This is a genomic window from Pseudomonas sp. EA_65y_Pfl2_P74, assembly GCF_963970575.1.
GTDB lineage: Bacteria > Pseudomonadota > Gammaproteobacteria > Pseudomonadales > Pseudomonadaceae > Aquipseudomonas > Aquipseudomonas baetica_A.
The window spans coordinates 204,702-222,107 of record NZ_CAXAOQ010000003.1; the positions used below are offsets into that span (position 1 = coordinate 204,702).

13 protein-coding genes are annotated in these 17,406 nt (G+C 55.7%); 8 read left to right on the top strand and 5 right to left on the bottom strand.

Annotation, left to right across the window (positions count from 1 at the left end):
* Nucleotides 1-14: 14 nt before the first annotated feature.
* From AACY18_RS03560 to AACY18_RS03575, 4 genes are read right to left on the bottom strand one after another with little or no spacing between them, the layout of a single operon-like run.
* Nucleotides 15-1,229, bottom strand: a complete 1,215-nt coding sequence (locus AACY18_RS03560) for a hybrid sensor histidine kinase/response regulator (RefSeq protein WP_339464285.1) — start codon at nucleotides 1,227-1,229, stop codon at nucleotides 15-17.
* Nucleotides 1,223-1,816 carry a chemotaxis protein CheB gene (locus tag AACY18_RS03565; protein WP_339464286.1) on the bottom strand — a complete coding sequence of 198 codons (594 nt, stop codon included), beginning with the start codon at nucleotides 1,814-1,816 and terminating at the stop codon, nucleotides 1,223-1,225. The genes AACY18_RS03560 and AACY18_RS03565 overlap by 7 nt, the downstream gene beginning before the upstream one ends.
* Complete coding sequence (locus tag AACY18_RS03570) at nucleotides 1,813-2,646, bottom strand: CheR family methyltransferase (RefSeq protein WP_339464288.1); 834 nt, start codon at nucleotides 2,644-2,646, stop codon at nucleotides 1,813-1,815. The genes AACY18_RS03565 and AACY18_RS03570 overlap by 4 nt, the downstream gene beginning before the upstream one ends.
* The gene (locus tag AACY18_RS03575) at nucleotides 2,646-6,143 is read right to left on the bottom strand and encodes a response regulator (RefSeq protein ID WP_339464290.1); all 3,498 of its coding nucleotides are present in this window, start codon (nucleotides 6,141-6,143) and stop codon (nucleotides 2,646-2,648) included. The genes AACY18_RS03570 and AACY18_RS03575 overlap by 1 nt, the downstream gene beginning before the upstream one ends.
* 264 nt (nucleotides 6,144-6,407) lie before the next feature.
* Here AACY18_RS03575 and AACY18_RS03580 point away from each other — a divergent pair, with 264 nt between their 5' ends.
* A complete protein-coding gene (locus tag AACY18_RS03580; RefSeq protein WP_339464291.1) occupies nucleotides 6,408-6,770 on the top strand; it encodes a response regulator in 363 nt (120 codons plus the stop codon).
* Nucleotides 6,771-6,869: 99 nt separating this feature from the next.
* Here AACY18_RS03580 and AACY18_RS03585 read toward each other — a convergent pair whose 3' ends face one another.
* On the bottom strand, nucleotides 6,870-9,203 hold the full coding sequence (locus AACY18_RS03585) for a hypothetical protein (protein ID WP_339464292.1): 2,334 nt from the start codon (nucleotides 9,201-9,203) through the stop codon (nucleotides 6,870-6,872).
* A gap of 293 nt (nucleotides 9,204-9,496) precedes the next feature.
* Here AACY18_RS03585 and AACY18_RS03590 point away from each other — a divergent pair, with 293 nt between their 5' ends.
* The 7 genes from AACY18_RS03590 to AACY18_RS03620 all read left to right on the top strand — a co-directional run bounded on the left by AACY18_RS03590 (nucleotide 9,497) and on the right by AACY18_RS03620 (nucleotide 17,376).
* A complete protein-coding gene (locus AACY18_RS03590) occupies nucleotides 9,497-10,807 on the top strand; it encodes a glycosyltransferase (protein ID WP_339464293.1) in 1,311 nt (436 codons plus the stop codon).
* 120 nt (nucleotides 10,808-10,927) lie between these two features.
* The gene (locus AACY18_RS03595; protein WP_339464294.1) at nucleotides 10,928-11,890 is read left to right on the top strand and encodes a phospholipase; all 963 of its coding nucleotides are present in this window, start codon (nucleotides 10,928-10,930) and stop codon (nucleotides 11,888-11,890) included.
* A gap of 113 nt (nucleotides 11,891-12,003) precedes the next feature.
* The gene (locus AACY18_RS03600; RefSeq protein WP_339464295.1) at nucleotides 12,004-12,897 is read left to right on the top strand and encodes a phospholipase; all 894 of its coding nucleotides are present in this window, start codon (nucleotides 12,004-12,006) and stop codon (nucleotides 12,895-12,897) included.
* Nucleotides 12,898-12,987: 90 nt separating this feature from the next.
* Nucleotides 12,988-13,893: an AraC family transcriptional regulator gene (locus tag AACY18_RS03605; protein WP_339464296.1), complete on the top strand. Its 906-nt coding sequence runs from the start codon at nucleotides 12,988-12,990 to the stop codon at nucleotides 13,891-13,893.
* 253 nt (nucleotides 13,894-14,146) lie between these two features.
* Nucleotides 14,147-15,457, top strand: coding sequence for an ABC transporter substrate-binding protein (locus tag AACY18_RS03610; protein WP_339464297.1), 1,311 nt, complete (start codon nucleotides 14,147-14,149; stop codon nucleotides 15,455-15,457).
* Nucleotides 15,458-15,610: 153 nt separating this feature from the next.
* A complete protein-coding gene (locus tag AACY18_RS03615; RefSeq protein ID WP_339464298.1) occupies nucleotides 15,611-16,537 on the top strand; it encodes a carbohydrate ABC transporter permease in 927 nt (308 codons plus the stop codon).
* Between the two features lie 8 nt (nucleotides 16,538-16,545).
* Complete coding sequence (locus tag AACY18_RS03620) at nucleotides 16,546-17,376, top strand: carbohydrate ABC transporter permease (protein WP_339464299.1); 831 nt, start codon at nucleotides 16,546-16,548, stop codon at nucleotides 17,374-17,376.
* Nucleotides 17,377-17,406 lie beyond the last annotated feature (30 nt).

A 17,406-nucleotide genomic window follows, 5' to 3' on the forward strand; every position in this document is an offset into this window, starting at 1 on the left:
ATACGACCGTGCGGTCACTCAGAGGTTGCGTCGGGTTTGCCGTTTTCCTCGATCGGCAGACAAACGCGAAACAGGGCGCCCTCGTTGATTTGACTCTCGACGACGATGGAACCGCCATGGGCGGCGACGATCTGCTCGGAAATGAACAAACCCAATCCGAGCCCGGCCACTACCGTCTTGGCGCTAACCCGTTCGAATTGTTGAAAGATACGCTTCTGGTTCTCCTCGCTGATACCGATTCCATGGTCCTGAACTTCGACCCTCGCCTCGTCACCCTCACGGTAAACCCGCACCTGAATCGGACTTCGGCCCCCATAACGCAAAGCGTTTGTCATCAGGTTCGAAATCACTTGCTCGATTCGGAACTCGTCCCAACTGCCTTCTACCGGCTCTGACGCGGTGAAAGACACTTCGGTTTCCGCTGCTTCAATCTGCTGCGCGAAATTTTGCAGCAGGTGGCTGACCAGTTGCACCAGATCAAAACGGTTCGGCCGGATCGACAGCTTGCCGGTACGAATACGCGACACGTCGAGCATGTCTTCGATCAGCCGGATCAGGCTTTTGATCTGCCGCTCGTCGCGGTCGACCATGGCGTGCATCTTGTCGAGTGCGAACGCGGCGGCGTTATCGCGCGCCAGGTGCATCTTGCGTAACTGGGTTTCGAGTATCAGGCCGTTGAGCGGCGTGCGCACTTCGTGGGCGACGATTGACATGAAGTCATCACGCATCCGCACCGCTTGCTCAAGTTCCGATTGGGTGCTCTGCAGTTTTTGCAGCAGCGCTTCCTGCTCGCGGCGGGCCTGCTCCAGCGCTTCGACCTGTTGCTTCATGGCCTTGCTCTGGCGATACAGGTCGACGAAAACGTTGACCTTGCTCTTCACCGCGTGGATATCCAGCGGCTTGTGCAGAAAATCCACCGCCCCGCTTTCGTAGCCTTTGAACGCATAGTTCAGTTCACGGCCGGCAGCGCTGACAAAAATGATCGGGATGTTCTTGGTTTTCTCGGTACCACGCATCAACTCGGCCAGTTCGAAGCCATTCATGCCCGGCATCTGCACGTCGAGAATGGCCATCGCGAACTCATGCTGCAACAACAGCGACAGCGCTTCGTCAGCCGAGAGCGCCTTGTAGACCGTGCGGTCTTCGCGCTTGATCAGCGCTTCGAGGGCCAGCAGATTCTCGGGCAGATCGTCGACGATCAGCAGTTTGGCTTGAATATTACTCAGCATGCGATTCGTTCCAGCTCGACTAGCAGACGGCCGATGCCGTGAATGGGTAGGACATGATCCGGCTGCAGAACGTTCAGTGCAGCTTGAGGCATGGTGGCGACCTGCGAGTCAGCGGGGTCCTGGACGATGGTCAGCCCGCCAAGACGTTTGACCTGCGCCAGTCCGCGCGCGCCATCGTGATTGGCGCCGGTCAGCAACACCGCAGCCAGTGCCGGCCCGTAGACGTCGGCCGCGGATTCAAAGAGATAATCGATCGAGGGCCGGGAATAATGCACGCGCTCTTCAAGGCTCAAAGACAGGCTTCGATCCTGTTCCACCGACAGGTGATAGCCCGGCGTGGCGAAATACACGGTGCCGCCAGCAATGCTCTGTTTGTCACAGGCCTCTTGTACCGGCATGCCGAGACGTCGGGAGAAGACTTCAGCCAACTGGCTGCGGCGCTCTTGCGGCAAGTGCAACACGACGATAATCGGCAGCACAAACCCCTCTCGCAATGGCCCCAGCAAGGCCAGCAATGCCTCCACGCCACCGGCGGAAGCACCGATCACAATGGCCTCGATTCGAGGTAATGTCACGGCGTCGCTCATGATTTGCGGTAGATCCGTTCTTGTTTGACCAGCGCTTCGAACTTGTTCGCATAATTGGAAAAGTCCAGCGTCTCCTTGCTGCCCAACACCAGAAACCCACGATGACAAAGTGATTCATGGAACAGTCCGAACGCCCGATCCTGGAGTTTCTTGTTGAAGTAGATCAGCACGTTGCGGCAGGAGATCAGTTGGGTTTCGGAGAACACACTGTCAGTGGCCAGGCTGTGATCGGCAAACGTCACGTTCTCGCACAGGCTTTTGTCGAAAATCGCGTAGCCATAAGCGGCCGTGTAATAGTCGGCGAATGATCGCTGGCCACCGGCCTGTTGATAGTTGGCCGTGTACGCACGGACGTTCTCCATCGAGAAAATCCCCTGCTTGGCCTTGTCCAGCGAGCGCGGATTGATATCGGTGGCGTAAATGATCGTCCGATCCAGCAGGCCCTCTTCGCGCAGCAAAATCGCCATCGAATAGACCTCCTCGCCCGTACTGCATCCGGCGATCCATATCTTGATCGACGGATAAGTCCTCAGCAGTGGCACCACTTCCTGGCGAATCGCCAGGAAGTGCGACGGATCGCGAAACATCTCGCTGACCGGAATAGTGAGCAATTGCAGCAGTTGCATGAACGCGGTCGGGTCGTGCAGGACTTTTTCCTGCAATGCCGAAATCGTTGCGCATTCGAACTGGCTCAACGCGTGTTGTACCCGGCGCTTGATCGAAGCGCCTGAATAGTCGCGAAAATCATAGCTGTACTTGAGGTAGATCGCCTCAATCAACAACCGTAATTCGATTTCGCTATTTCGATGCACTGAATTCTCGCGCTCCACTAAATCCTTTCCATCTTCGGTAACCACACGCGAATCAACGAGAACAAGCGATCCAGGTCGATGGGCTTGGCCAGATAATCGTTGGCGCCCGCCTGCAGGCAGCGTTCCTGATCGTCCTTCATGGCTTTGGCCGTCACCGCAATGATCGGCAGTTTACGCCAGCGCGGATTCTTGCGAATTTCAATGGTGGCTTCGAAACCATCCATTTCCGGCATCATTACGTCCATCAGCACCAGGTCGATGTCCTCGACTTCATTCAGCCTCTCAATCGCTTCGCGACCGTTACGACCGATCACCACGACTGCACCTTTTGTCTCCAGCGCACTGGTCAGGGCGAAAATGTTGCGCACATCGTCGTCCACCAGCAGCACTTTGCGTCCCTCGAAGACCTTGTCGCGGCTGCGCGCCGTCTTGAGCATCTTCTGCCGTTCATGGGACAACTGCGATTCGACTTTGTGCAGAAAGAGTGTCACCTCATCGAGCAAGCGTTCCGGCGAGCGCGCGCCCTTGATGATGATCGAGCGCGAGTACTTGCGCAGATCGGCTTCTTCGTCGCGGGTCAGGTTGCGCCCGGTATAGACGATGACGGGCGGAAACGAGCAGATATCCTCGGTGGACATGCGCTTGAGCAGGTCGTTGCCGAGCATGTCAGGCAGCTTCAGGTCGATGACCATGCAGTCGAAGATCGTCGTGCGCAACAGCTCCAGCGCGTCCTGCGCCAGACCGACAGCGGTGATTTCAATATCGTCATCACCGATCAGCCGAGCGATGCTTTCACGCTGCAAATCGTCGTCTTCGACCAGCAGCACGCGTTTGACCTTCTGGGTCAGTTTGGCTTCGAGACGGGCAAACACGTCCTTGAGCTCTTCACGGGTGGTCGGTTTGACCGCATAGCCGATGGCGCCCATGTGCATCGCCGCTTCGACACGATCTTCGACCGAAATCACATGCACCGGGATGTGCCGGGTTTCGGCGTGTTCTTTCAGGCGCTGTAGCACCGTCAGCCCGGAATGGTCGGGCAGACGCATGTCCAGCAAGATCGCGTCCGGCACGAACTCTTTCGCCAGGTCATAACCTTCATCCGCGCCATGGGCTACAAGGCACTGGTAGCCGAGTTCGTGGGCCAGGTCGTAGAGGATGTGCGCAAAGTTCGGTTCATCTTCCACCACCAGAATGCAGCGGGTGGCGAATGGCGCGTTATTGCGGTCATCGGCAAAACGCGGGATAGGCTGCGCAGCCATGGGCGAAACCACCACCGCAGGCGCCAATGCCGCCGTCGATGTCTGTGGCGGCGGCGTGAACGTCAGAAGCTCGGTCGAGACTTCACTGAACTCGTTGTATTGCTGCGGCAACACCAGTGTGAAGACACTGCCCTGCCCCGGCACGCTGCTGACGCTGATCGAGCCGCCCAGCAGCGTCGCCAGATCCCGGGAAATCGACAAGCCCAGACCGGTGCCGCCGTACTTGCGGTTGGTGGTGCCATCAGCCTGACGGAACGCCTCGAAAATACTTTCCTGCTGATCCGCCGCAATACCGATACCCGAATCACGCACGATGAAGGCAATGTGATCGTTGGGTTGACCGCTGATGGTCAGGCTGACAGCGCCCTGTTCGGTGAACTTCAAGGCGTTGGACAGCAGGTTCTTGATCACCTGTTCCAAACGCTGGCGGTCAGTAAACAACAACGTCGGCGCATCCGGGAGCAGATCGACGCTGAACGTCAGTCGCTTATCTGCCGCCATGGGTTCGAACACGCTGCGCAGGCCGTCGGCCAGACGCGCCACGCTGGTGTTTTCCGCAATCACTTCAAGCTTTCCGGCCTCGACCTTGGAGATATCGAGGATGTCGTTGATCAGGTTGAGCAAGTCATTGCCGGCAGAGTAGATCGACTCGGCAAACTTGACCTGTTCGGCACTGAGATTGTCCTGTGGGTTTTCTGCGAGCAATTTGGCCAGGATTAACGAACTGTTCAACGGCGTGCGCAGTTCGTGGGACATGTTGGCGAGGAACTCGGACTTGTACTTGCTCGAACGCTGCAACTCTTCGGCGCGCTCTTCGAGTTGCACCTGAGCCTGATTCAATTCGGTGTTCTTCAGATCCATGGCATCACGCTGCTCGGCCAGAGCGTGTGCCTGTTCTGCGAGCTGCTCGTTGGTCTGCTCAAGCTCCACTTGCTGGGTTTCAAGATGCGCCTGGGATTCCTTGAGGATCCGTGACTGCTCTTCCAGCTCTTCGTTGGCGGTTTTCAACTCTTCCTGTTGCACCTGCAACTCTTCGTTGAGCTGCTGGGTTTCGGCCAGCACTTCCTGCAAGCGTTGACGGTAGCGTGCGGCTTCGATGGACGTGCCAATATTGCCGGCAATCAGCTCCAGCAATTCGATATCACGATCGGTGAGTGGACGCAAAAAGCCCAACTCGATCACGCCGTTGACCCGTTCATCGTCACTGGTTGGCACCACAAGCACGCTATGTGGCAGGCCTTCACCCAGACCAGAACTGACTTTGAAGTAATCGGCGGGTACCGAATCGAGGCGTATCAGTCGCGCTTGCTGCGCCACCTGACCCACGATGCCTTCGCCGCTGTAAATCGACTGTTCCTGCCCTTCCTGCTCGCGGGAGAAGCCGTAAGTTGCCACGCGCTTCAAACCGCCGTGCTCCTCACGCACGTACAGTGCCGCCACGGCAGTGCCCAGGTATTGCGCGCAGAACTGCAGGATATTGCGACCCAATAGATTGAGTGTCAGTTGCCCAAGCACCTGCTCGGCCAACTCGGTCTGGCCGTTGCGCAACCATGCTTGCTGCTCCAGACGCTTGGCACTCGCTTGCTGCGCGGCGAGGTTGGCGCTGTAGCTGTTGGACAGATTGAGCAAATCACGACGACCGATATAAGCCAGTAGCCCGCTGATGCCGGCAACAAACAGCAGATAAAGGGTAATGCTCCAGATCGTGGTGTGGCGCACGTCTTCGTTGCGCGAGGCACGCAACTGCTGCTCCATGTCGATCACGTCTTCGAACTGCTTGCGGATCTCGTCGGTCAGGCGCTTGCCGCGCCCGGCCTGGACCGCCGCTTTATAGTCACCGCTGGAACGCTGCAAATCGATCATCGATTTTGCATAGTTTGCCCACTCGGTCTGCAACGCCTGAAGACGACGCAAACGATCAGTCTGCACCGGGTTGTCGGCAGTCAACTCAAGCAAGGTTTCGAGCGCCACGTTGACTCGCGGTTTGGCTGTTTCGTAGGGATCAAGGAAATGCTCATCACCGCTGAGCAAGAAACCGCGCATGCCGGTTTCCAGGTCCACGGTGAGCTTCACCGCTTCGTTGGCGTTATTGATCACGCGGTCGGTGTGCTCGACCCACTGGATGACCGACAGCAGATAAGTGATCAGCGACACGAAGAACACCGCACTGAGCACGCCAACACCCAGCGGCAGGCTGACGTTGCGACTCAGGAGTTTGCGGAACCGTTGCTCATCAACCGAAGACGGAGAGGACATGTGGCAGCCTTGTCGAACTGTTGAAAATCACAGAGTTTGCCCCAAAACGGCAAGGTGGATCTATTTTTCTGACTGTTTGAGCAGCAAATTCCTACAAATGCCCGCGTCTTGCGTCACGCCAACAGTTATCCTTGCTCGCCCGTATGCAGCTAATCTTTTTTGTATCGATCCGGGAACTTGTGGCTATGCGCCACTTACTCATGCATGAGCCCATCACATCTGATCGGCTGACGCCCCTGAATCCCACCCTTGAGAGCTTTTATTATGTCCGCCAACGCATCCACCATCCTTGTAGTCGAAGACGATGCCATCGTGCGCATGCTGATCATCGATGTGCTGGAGGAACTGGATTTCAAGGTACTGGAAGCGGAGGGTGGCGAGCAGGCGCTGAAGCTTCTTAATGATGAGGCTCAACACATTGACTTGATGATGACCGATGTGGGCCTGCCGGGTATGGATGGTCGTGAACTGGCCAATCAAGCACGCCTGTTGCGGCCTGCTCTGCCAATCCTGTTTGCCAGTGGATACGCGGAAAACATCGAAGTAACGGCGGGTATGCAAGTCATTGGCAAACCCTTTTCGATTGACCAGTTGAGGGACAAGGTCAAAGGCATTCTGGAACGCTGAAAACCGGCTCTGCCGCTTGGGTTCATGAACACCTTTGAAACCTGTCTGCCGCGTTTATCCGGGGTACCAGAGTGGACGAGCCCTCTGATTGCTCAAGTCTTAACCACTCGTGCGATCGCGCTTGGCTTTTTGCCGCTCTCTGAAGGCGGTGATGTCATCGATACTCACCTTCCCTGGCGCCGGTTGTGCAGGCGCCCGGACAGACTGCTGAGCAGCCGCACTACTTTCCTGAGCGCTTACCGATTCGTTACCGAAATCAAGATTGGAGAATAATTCCTCACCGTCCAGTGGCTCGCGGAATTTGTGACCCACCTCTCGCCCCCCACCTGCAAACAGACTGGCATCGCTTGCTGCAATCGCCCGGTTGATTGCCTTGGGGTTCGAAATGAACTTTCCATGCGAATCGTAAGCTCCCAGAATCAAGCCCGGCGGCAGATCGACGGCATAATTGATTTCCAAAGGGGGTAGAGTCTTCAAGCCCGAATGCGGCCGAAAGGCAAGTTCGGTATTGGCATATAAATGAAAACCTTCCATCTGCCGTGCGTCGATGAAATAGGTGTATCCACCTTTCTGGCCGCCATAAACAAAAGCGCCGGCACCGTCCTTTTTATAGAAAGCAGAAGTGGAAATACCCGCGCCGTCGGGGCTGAGCGCGTCGTGGGCACCGCCATAGCCGCCTTTCAAACCATTGACCTGGTCAAGGTGTTTGATTCGAACGCGTTGACTGAATCCCCTCTCGAAAATGATTGACGGATCGCGCATATCACCACGGAAAACGAAGCCCTGATAAACGAAGCCCTTTTCCGGACCAGAAAGGCGCACAACCTGAGTATCGGTCGCCAATGTCTGTGCCACGCCTGGCCCTGAGGCCAGCTCATCCAGATAACCGGCCACTAGCAAACCTTTGCCAGCCTCGGGGATTTCCTTTCCGGTGGTGCTCGCCAACTGTCGACGAAGACGCGTAGCCGATCCGCGAAAAACGGAGGGACGATTGCTGTTTTTGAGCGCCAGGACAACTCGCTTGCCAATCTCCTTCTTGGCGACTTTCGACAATGCTCTACCGACGAGCTTTTCAGCAATAGGCCCCGCCAGTTCGGCCAACACGCCGATCGCCGCGCTGATCCTCAGGCGCTCTGCTTCAGAGGGGTCATCCGATATTTCGGCGCGGATCAAGTCCGTCGCAGAACTCCCGAGCCCCACCAGGAAAGGAATCAACATACGTATCGGAGCGGAAGCAAACGCTCCCGTCCCGCCGTAAGGCAAAGAGGCGGTAAACGCAATAATCTGCAGAAGATATCCCGCAGCCTCCAAGGCAAAATCGGTCCAGCGTTCGGCCTGTGTCGAAACCAGCGTATCAATATCGGCCAGCCCCCGTTTGATCTGGCGATCGAATAAATCCTGACCTATATCCGAACTGGATCGAAACACCAACTCCCGATAGTTTGGACGTGTCGCAAAAAGGGGGAATTCCATCCCCCGATACTTGAAATCATGGACATAAGATTTTTGCTGGTCACGCAGAGCAACGCGCTTTAACAAGCGCTTCTGAAAATCAACATTGCTCTCTACGAACTTGCCTCTTGCGTCATGACCGGCGGGAAACTCGAAGGCTGCACTGTCTTCACCGAGGAAGAACACCACGCCTCGATCCAGATTCCCTCGACCGATAAACACGGCGTTATCGACTCTCAAGTCGGGATCGCTGTGCAAGTTGATAAGCCGCGGTTTTATCAGGCCTTTGAGGTATTCGTAAGCGACGATCTGATCTTCAACGGCACGCGTACCACTCTTGATAAACTCTACAACCAACTTGTTCAACTCTGCTTTTTTTAACAACCTACCGAAAGCGCTAACAGCTGGATTTTGCAGCCGGTCGCTCACATAGAGCTTGAAGTCAGTCTGATAATCCGCGTCATTGAAAACAGCGACCAATTCGGAAGGATAATAGTCTGGCCATTTTACTTCTTTCCCGTAGAAGCCTTTTAGTTGCCGCAGGTGATAGTCCGTACAGATCTCCGCCAAGGTGAATTCTTTCTCTTCCCAGACGACAGGCTTTTTAGTGCTCGTCAGCGAGTCGCTGCGCGTGGGGGGCTCCAGCGCGTAATATTTAACCGCTATGCGGCTGTCATATTGAATGCGCTCACGCGTCTCTTCATCGGACACAATACTCACTATGGCTTCATCAATGCATTCACGAATAAAGTAGGCAGGATCAAAACTCACTGGATCCGTGATGACGGCACAACCCGCTAATATTTCTCCAGCCAATTTATTTACATCAACACCATCAACCACACCTTGCTCAGGCATGGCCAGGCTGACCGTTTCCGTTCTGGGTGCTGCCAAAACGGTTTCCAAATCTGCCAATGGATCCAGCAACCACAACAACGAATCGTCGGCATCATCGTAAATGCCTGGCAACTGCTTATTCATGTTTTTCTCCCCGCACAGCATAAAATGCGAACTGCACTTACTTAACTACTGTGGACGACCAAGAAACTACCAATCTCCCCCAAAGTTACATAGGCTATAGTTATTAGCAATCTTTACATCACTGATCGGAGAGCAATACACAAACGTTAGCTTCCATCGCTGTTCAATGGGCAAACGCTTATGGACAAGATACCAAAGAATGTTTTACTTCGAAGGCCAGGCGCGAGCAGCCATCTCTGTGGTTTAATTGCGCCCTTTTTTTGCCTACCTGTCTGCTGCCGAGGATCACACTCATGATTCAGCCCACCGTCACCAAAGTTCTGGTCATCGGCTACGTCTGGCCCGAGCCCCGTTCTTCGGCAGCAAGCGGGCACGTCATGCAGATCCTCGACACCTTTGTGCAGCAAGGTTGGGACATCACTTTCAGCAGCCCCGCCAGCCCCGGAGCACATAAAGCCGACCTTGGCGCGCTGGGCATCCGCGAAGTGTCGATCGCACTGAACAACAGCAGCTTCGATATGTTCATCAGCGAGCTGCGTCCGGATATCGTGCTGTTCGACCAGTTCATGATGGAAGAGCAGTTCGGCTGGCGCGTCGAAAAATACTGTCCTGACGCCCTGCGGGTGCTGGAAACGTCAGATCTGCAAAGCTTGCGCCATGCCCGTCACCAGCGACTCAAGGAGCGGTTGAAAGTCTCTGCCGATCAGGATGACTTCAGCGTTTTGTTTGCGCCGGCCTTGCGCGAAGAATTCGAATTGATGGCCACCACCGATCTGGCCAAACGGGAAGTGGCGGCGCTGTATCGTTGCGACCTGAATCTGATGATCTCCGAAGTAGAAATCGAGTTGTTGGTCAAACAATTCGGATTGCCACGCGAGTTGCTGCATTGGTGCCCATTGATGGTGGAGTTGCCAACCACTGAACCGAAGGCGTTTGAGGCTCGGGCGCACTTTCTCAGCATCGGTAACTTTCGTCATGCGCCTAACTGGGACGCCGTACTCTGGATGAAGTCCACGATCTGGCCACTCATCCGTCAACAACTGCCGGATGCGCAGTTACACATCTATGGCGCCTACACGCCCCCTAAAGCCATGGCATTGCATAATGCTGCGCAGGGTTTTCACATAATGAACTGGGCGGAGGACGCGTTACAGGTCATGTCAGCGGCACGGGTATGTCTGGCACCGCTGCGTTTTGGCGCCGGCATCAAGGGAAAACTGGTGGACGCCATGCTGTGCGGCACGCCCAGCGTCACCACCCCCATTGGCGCGGAAGGCATGCATGACGAGGAACCCTGGCCGGGCGCGATCACCCGCAGCGCAGTGCAATTGGCCGACGCCGCCGTACGGCTTTATCGCTGCCCGGCAGATTGGCAAGCAGCCCACCTGGCCGGAACAGCGCTGCTCGGCAAGCGTTACCAACGGGCAACACACGCGCCGGCGCTAATTGAAAAACTGCGTGATTGCCAAAAACACTTACATGAACGCAGGACCCGAAACTTTATTGGGAGCATGCTGCGCCATCACGCTCATAAAAGTACTCAATATATGGCTCAGTGGATTGAAGCAAAAAACCGCGATACCCAGCCGACCCGTAACGCGTGAATCCGCACGACCACACAACTCGCATTAATATAGAGATTGCACCATCAAACCCTGATACCTATAAACAGCCTGCATGTCATTTCAGATAGCACAACTATCAACACATGCAGGACACACCACATGAATAATGGATACATTGAAAGACTCTCCAGCCATGACTGGATGAGTAAAACACCGGGCATTGACAACTTGTCACTGCGCGAATTGACATTACCGGGTGCGCATAATGCCGGGTGTGACTGGAACGCCTCTTACGATCAACTGATCCAATGTCCAAACTGGCTGATCTGTCAGTTACTCCCTGTAAACTGGCCACTTCCTGGCGCGAACTGGCTGGCATGTCAGGATGTCTCTTTTGCTGGCCAACTGAATCGTGGCGCCCGAGCACTCGACCTTCGATTATTTTATGACAGCCAAGCGAGAGTTATTGAACGGTTCAGATTCCAACATGGTGGCTATTGTTCCTCCCGCACGCTTGACGACCTTGTTCGTGACGTCAAGGAGTTCCTTCAAAAAAATCCGGACGAGTTCATCATTCTGGACTTTCATGAACTGAAAAGTGGTGCAACTGGGTTCAATTACGACGAATTTAAACAGGTGATCCTGCGCACGCTGGGCGAGCAACTCATTCCATTGGAATCTCTGCATCTGACCCTGGGTCAATTGAAGGCACGTGCGCCGCGGCAACGGATATTACTGGCCGCGCCTGTATCAGGAAGTACAGACGATAACCGGATTCATGATGCAGTGATTCATCGGTGGATCGGGCAATCCATTGTCGACGCTTCTGACCTGCACCGCTACATCGACCGTATTTTAAGCAACCCCCCGGACAAACGATGGCTTTGGTCGCTCTCCGCAACGTGCTATACGCTCGGCGGGCCACAACGCATTCTCGGCCATCTGGACACCTGGTTTCACCCTTCCAGCACCGACTGGGCTAAAAGATGCAACATTATCAATTTTGATTTCATTGAAAACGCCAGGATTGTATCGCATTGCAAAAATGCCAATATCGAGAAAGCCGTTGAAAAAGCCAAAACAACACAACCAACAAACTACGAAGATCTACCAACACCCTAACTGTTAAATAACTTGCATTCAAACAAGCATTGGCTGATCAAACGCCATCCACTATAAACATCCTGCACGTCGAAACGTCGACCTACCATTATTAATACTGCCGGATGTACAACATGAATGATTTCCAATCGAACGACTTACCCCTGACTCAATGGATAACTGCAACCCCGCAGATCGACAATCTGTCACTGCGTGAATTGACACTACCCGGCGCCCATAATGCCGGCTGTGACTGGGAAGCTTCCTTCTCCTTGTTCCCGGGCAAGAACTGGCTCGCGTGCCAGGACATTTCTTTTTATTCGCAACTCAATCGTGGCGCCAGAGCGCTGGACGCACGATTGATTTATGACAAAGAAGGCCAGGGTCTGGAAAAGTTTCGCTTTCAGCACAACGGCTATCGCTCCAATCGCAACCTTGGCGATCTCATGCTCGCGGTCCAGGCGTTTCTGGAAAGAAGTCCCAATGAATTCATCATTCTGGACTTCCATGAACTCAAGGGAGGCAGCAGTGAATTCAATCACGAAGAATTCAAACAGTTAATGCTGAAACATCTGGGCGAGCGGATGATTGTGCAGGAAAACGCAGGTTTGACACTAGGTCAGTTAAAAGACATCAGCCCCCTGCAAAGGATCCTGGTGGCGGCCCCCATGAGCTGGGACACTCGAGACCACCGCTTTCATGAACAGATCCAACACAAATGGATTGGCCAGTCGCTGGTCACTGTTTCTGACCTGCACCGTTACATCACAGAGGTTTTAGACAGCCCACCGACCCAGTGGCGACTCTGGTCGCTGTCTGCGACGAGCTATACAGTCGGTGGCCCGCAGCGAATTCTGAATGAACTGGACACCTGGTTTGACCCCACCCAAACGGACTGGGCGAAGAAGTGCAACATCATTAACTTCGACTTTATAAAAAACTCGAACATCGTGTCTTTTTGTCAAATGGCCAATCTGGAAAAAGCCATCGAGAAGTCGACGCTGGTACTTCGTGCACAGCCCGCTTGAGCCCGGTCAGAGCATGCGGTCAGAGCGAACTGGCACATCACACGTCGAACGAGGCATGATCAGCAGGCGATAACAACAAAGTAGCAGGCCATGAACCGAACCGCCCGCGTGACCGACCCTTCTTACGAGTTGATGGATGACCACAACGGGTTGTCCATCATCTACCGCCAGCACGGCTTCCCCTGCCCGCTGGTGCGTTGGCATTTCCACAAGGAATACGAACTGCACCTGATCGTCGCCAGCTCAGGCAAGGTGTTCATTGGCGACTACATCGGCAACTTCTATCCCGAAACCCTGTTTCTCACCGGCCCCAACCTGCCGCACAACTGGATCAGCCAGGTGGCCGAACACGAAGTGGTCGAGAAGCGCGACATGCTGGTCAATTTCACGGATGAGTTGTTCGAGAGCGGCCATCAGGTGTTCACCGAACTGAAAACCCTGGCACCGCTGTTGGAGCGAGCTCAGTACGGCATCGAATTCCGCTGCAAACGGACGATCCGTCAGGCCATGGCGCTGATGCAGCGGATCGCCGACACTCAGGGGATTACCCGCCTCGGACACTTTTTCATCCTGATGGAATTGCTCGCCGCCAGCGATGATTTTCAGTTGTTGTCCGGCGCCACCACGCCGCAATTGGCGGATGAGCACAACATCGACCGCACCAACCGCGCTGTTGATTACATCTTCAGCCACTACGCCCGGGATATTTCACTGGAGGAAGTCGCCGAGCATCTGGGCATGACGCCGACCTATTTCAGCCGTGTGTTCAAACAGGCGACCGGGCGCAACTTCATCGAATTCGTCAATCGCCTGCGCATCAGCAAGTCCTGCGAACTGCTGGCCGATGGCGACAAACCGGTAACTGACGTGTGTTTTGAGTCGGGCTTCAACAACATTTCCAACTTCAATCGGCGGTTTCAGCAACTCAAGGGCATGACGCCCTCGCATTATCGACGCCTCGCCGTGCAGCGCCTGACCGAACAGAACCACACCTGACACTTCCTACAGGCTTTGTTCTGTTTTTGGCTCACAACCTGTACGTATCCGACACCCTCCCTTCGCTGAAATCCCCTGCCCTGCGTTAATCGCCCCAAAGCCCAGTGCAAGAAAGTATCGATCAGAGTGCGACGGATGATTTGTCAGTCCGTCGATTGAAGGCTGTAATCAGCGCACATTCTTCCTGCACAGGAAGACACAAAAACAATAACTGTCCTTCTGCCTCCCTCCGGACGCAGAAAAGGAGTGCACGATGCAACCCACTGCAAAAGCTCTGCTTGCCCTCACCTGCATGACCCTCAGCAGCGTCAGCCTTGGCGCCCAGACCCTGACCATCGCCACCGTGAACAACAGCGACATGATTCGCATGCAAAAGCTCTCGAAAACCTTCGAGACCGAGCATCCGGACATCAAGCTCAATTGGGTGGTACTGGAAGAAAACGTCCTGCGCCAACGCCTGACCACCGACATCGCCACCCAGGGTGGCCAGTTCGACGTGTTGACCATCGGCATGTACGAAGCGGCACTGTGGGGCGCCAAGGGCTGGCTGGAACCGATGAAGGATCTGCCGGCCAGTTACGCCCTCGACGACGTGTTCCCGTCGGTGCGCGAAGGCCTGTCGGTCAAGGGTTCGCTGTACGCCTTGCCGTTCTATGCCGAAAGCTCGATCACCTATTACCGCACCGATCTGTTCAAGGAAGCCGGCCTGACCATGCCCGAGCGTCCGACCTGGGAGCAGATTGCAGGCTTCGCCGAAAAACTCACCCACAAAGACAAAGAGCAGTACGGCATCTGCCTGCGTGGCAAAGCCGGTTGGGGCGAGAACATGGCGCTGGTCACCACCATCGCCAACGCTTATGGCGCACGCTGGTTCGATGAAAAATGGCAGCCGCAATTCAACGGCCCTGAGTGGAAAAACGCGCTGAACTTCTACGTCAACACCATGAAGAAATCCGGCCCGCCGGGTGCGTCCAGCAACGGTTTCAACGAAAACCTCGCCTTGTTCAACAGCGGCAAATGCGCAATCTGGGTCGATGCCAGCGTCGCCGGCTCGTTTGTGACCGACAAGACTCAGAGCAAGGTCGCTGATCACGTCGGCTTCACCTTTGCGCCCCATCAGGTCACCGACAAAGGTTCGGCATGGCTGTATTCGTGGGCGCTGGCGATTCCGACCAGCTCCAAAGCCAAAGACGCCGCGAAAGAATTCAGTGCTTGGGCGACCTCCAAAGAGTACGGCGAACTGGTAGCCAAAACCGACGGTATCGCCAACGTACCGCCAGGCACGCGTGCCTCGACCTACAGCGATGCCTACATGAGCGCCGCGCCGTTCGCCAAAGTGACGCTGGAATCGCTCAAGGCGGCGGACCCGAGCAAACCGACGCTAAAGCCGGTGCCTTACATCGGTATTCAATTGGTGACCATTCCTGAGTTCCAGGCCGTCGGTACCCAGGTCGGCAAGCTGTTCTCGGCGGCATTGATCGGCCAGACCACGGTGGATCAAGCCTTGGAAGCCGCCCAGCAAACCACCGAACGCGCGATGAAGCGCGCCGGTTATCCCAAGTAATCCGTAAGGCTCGCTCCTGCCTCCTGTGGCAGCGAGCCTGCTCGCGAAGGCGTCGTACCAGCCAATACACATGGCACTGATCCACCGCTTTCGCGAGCAGGCTCGCTTCCACATGGGATCTCCATAGGTCTGTATGACTCGGTTGTGATCACCATGAATACTTCAACTGCCAAAGCCCACATCGACCTCGCCCAGCCACAGCGCAAAAGCCGTTTGGCCAATCCCGGCTGGTTTCTGGTCAGCCCTTCAGTGGCCCTGTTGCTGCTCTGGATGATTGTGCCGCTGGGCATGACCGTCTACTTCTCGTTGATCCGCTACAACCTGCTTTACCCCGGTGAAAACCAGTTCGTCGGGCTTGAGAACTTCACTTACTTCCTGACCGACTCCGGCTTCCTGCCCGGCGCCACCAATACGTTGTTGCTGGTCGGCAGTGTGTTGCTGATCAGCGTGGTGTTCGGTGTATTGATCAGCGCTCTGCTTGAAGCCAGCGAGTTCCTCGGTCGCGGAATCGTGCGGGTGATGCTGATTTCGCCGTTCTTCATCATGCCCACGGTCGGCGCTCTGATCTGGAAGAACCTGATCTTTCATCCGGTCTCCGGAATCCTCGCCTACGTCTGGAAGCTGTTCGGCGCGCAGCCGGTGGACTGGCTGGCGCACTACCCGCTGCTGTCGATCATCATCATTGTCTCGTGGCAATGGCTGCCCTTCGCCATCCTGATTCTGATGACCGCCATGCAGTCCCTCGACCAGGAACAAAAAGAAGCGGCGCGCCTGGACGGCGCTGGCCCCGTCGCGATCTTCTGGCACCTGACCCTGCCGCACCTCGCCCGGCCGATTGCCGTGGTGGTGATGATCGAAACGATCTTTCTGCTGTCGGTATTCGCCGAAATTTTCACCACCACCAACGGTGGCCCTGGCTACGCCTCGACCAACCTGGCCTACCTGATCTACAACCAGGCACTGGTGCAGTTCGACGTCGGCATGGCCTCGGCGGGCGGTTTGATTGCCGTGGTCATCGCCAACATCGCCGCGATCATTCTGGTGCGGATGATCGGCAAAAACCTGACTGACAAAGCCTGAGGCCTGCCATGACTCTTCAACAATCCCGCCGGCTGCAAAGCCTGCTGCTCGGCACCCTGGCCTGGGCCATCGCGATCGTGATTTTCTTCCCGATCTTCTGGATGGTGCTGACCAGTTTCAAGAGCGAAATCGACGCGTTTGCCACGCCGCCACAGTTCATCTTCACGCCGACGCTGGAGAACTACCTGCACATCAACGAGCGCAGCGACTACTTCAGTTTCGCCTGGAACTCGGTGGTGATTTCCTTCAGCGCCACCGCCCTGTCCCTGCTGATCGCGGTGCCGGCGGCGTACTCGATGGCGTTCTACGAAACCCAGCGCACCAAAGGCACGCTGCTGTGGATGCTCTCCACCAAAATGCTGCCGCCGGTGGGCGTGCTGATGCCGATCTACCTGCTGGCCAAGAGTTTCGGCCTGCTCGACACGCGCACGGCCCTGATCGTCATCTACACGCTGATCAACCTGCCCATCGTGGTCTGGATGATTTACACCTACTTCAAGGACATTCCCAAAGACATCCTCGAAGCCGCCCGGCTCGACGGCGCCACGCTGTGGCAGGAAATGGTTCGCGTGCTGCTGCCGATCGCCAAGGGCGGCCTGGCCTCGACGGTGCTGCTGTCGCTGATCCTGTGCTGGAACGAGGCTTTCTGGTCGCTGAACCTGACCTCGTCAAAAGCCGCACCACTGACCGCGCTGATCGCCTCGTATTCGAGTCCCGAAGGGTTGTTCTGGGCCAAGTTGTCGGCAGTCTCGACCCTGGCGTGTGCGCCGATCCTGATCTTCGGCTGGATCAGCCAAAAACAACTGGTGCGCGGTTTGTCGTTCGGCGCCGTGAAATGAATCTATCCAACCCAACGCAATGTCCCGTGG

What these genes read in the sequence shown, in the direction of transcription:
- AACY18_RS03560 (WP_339464285.1), bottom strand. Translation starts at nt 1,229, where the DNA reads ATGCTGAGTAATATTCAAGCCAAACTGCTGATCGTCGACGATCTGCCC.
- AACY18_RS03565 (WP_339464286.1), bottom strand. Translation starts at nt 1,816, where the DNA reads ATGAGCGACGCCGTGACATTACCTCGAATCGAGGCCATTGTGATCGGT.
- AACY18_RS03575 (WP_339464290.1), bottom strand. Translation starts at nt 6,143, where the DNA reads ATGTCCTCTCCGTCTTCGGTTGATGAGCAACGGTTCCGCAAACTCCTG.
- AACY18_RS03580 (WP_339464291.1), top strand. Translation starts at nt 6,408, where the DNA reads ATGTCCGCCAACGCATCCACCATCCTTGTAGTCGAAGACGATGCCATC.
- AACY18_RS03585 (WP_339464292.1), bottom strand. Translation starts at nt 9,203, where the DNA reads ATGAATAAGCAGTTGCCAGGCATTTACGATGATGCCGACGATTCGTTG.
- AACY18_RS03590 (WP_339464293.1), top strand. Translation starts at nt 9,497, where the DNA reads ATGATTCAGCCCACCGTCACCAAAGTTCTGGTCATCGGCTACGTCTGG.
- AACY18_RS03595 (WP_339464294.1), top strand. Translation starts at nt 10,928, where the DNA reads ATGAATAATGGATACATTGAAAGACTCTCCAGCCATGACTGGATGAGT.
- AACY18_RS03600 (WP_339464295.1), top strand. Translation starts at nt 12,004, where the DNA reads ATGAATGATTTCCAATCGAACGACTTACCCCTGACTCAATGGATAACT.
- AACY18_RS03605 (WP_339464296.1), top strand. Translation starts at nt 12,988, where the DNA reads ATGAACCGAACCGCCCGCGTGACCGACCCTTCTTACGAGTTGATGGAT.
- AACY18_RS03610 (WP_339464297.1), top strand. Translation starts at nt 14,147, where the DNA reads ATGCAACCCACTGCAAAAGCTCTGCTTGCCCTCACCTGCATGACCCTC.
- AACY18_RS03615 (WP_339464298.1), top strand. Translation starts at nt 15,611, where the DNA reads ATGAATACTTCAACTGCCAAAGCCCACATCGACCTCGCCCAGCCACAG.
- AACY18_RS03620 (WP_339464299.1), top strand. Translation starts at nt 16,546, where the DNA reads ATGACTCTTCAACAATCCCGCCGGCTGCAAAGCCTGCTGCTCGGCACC.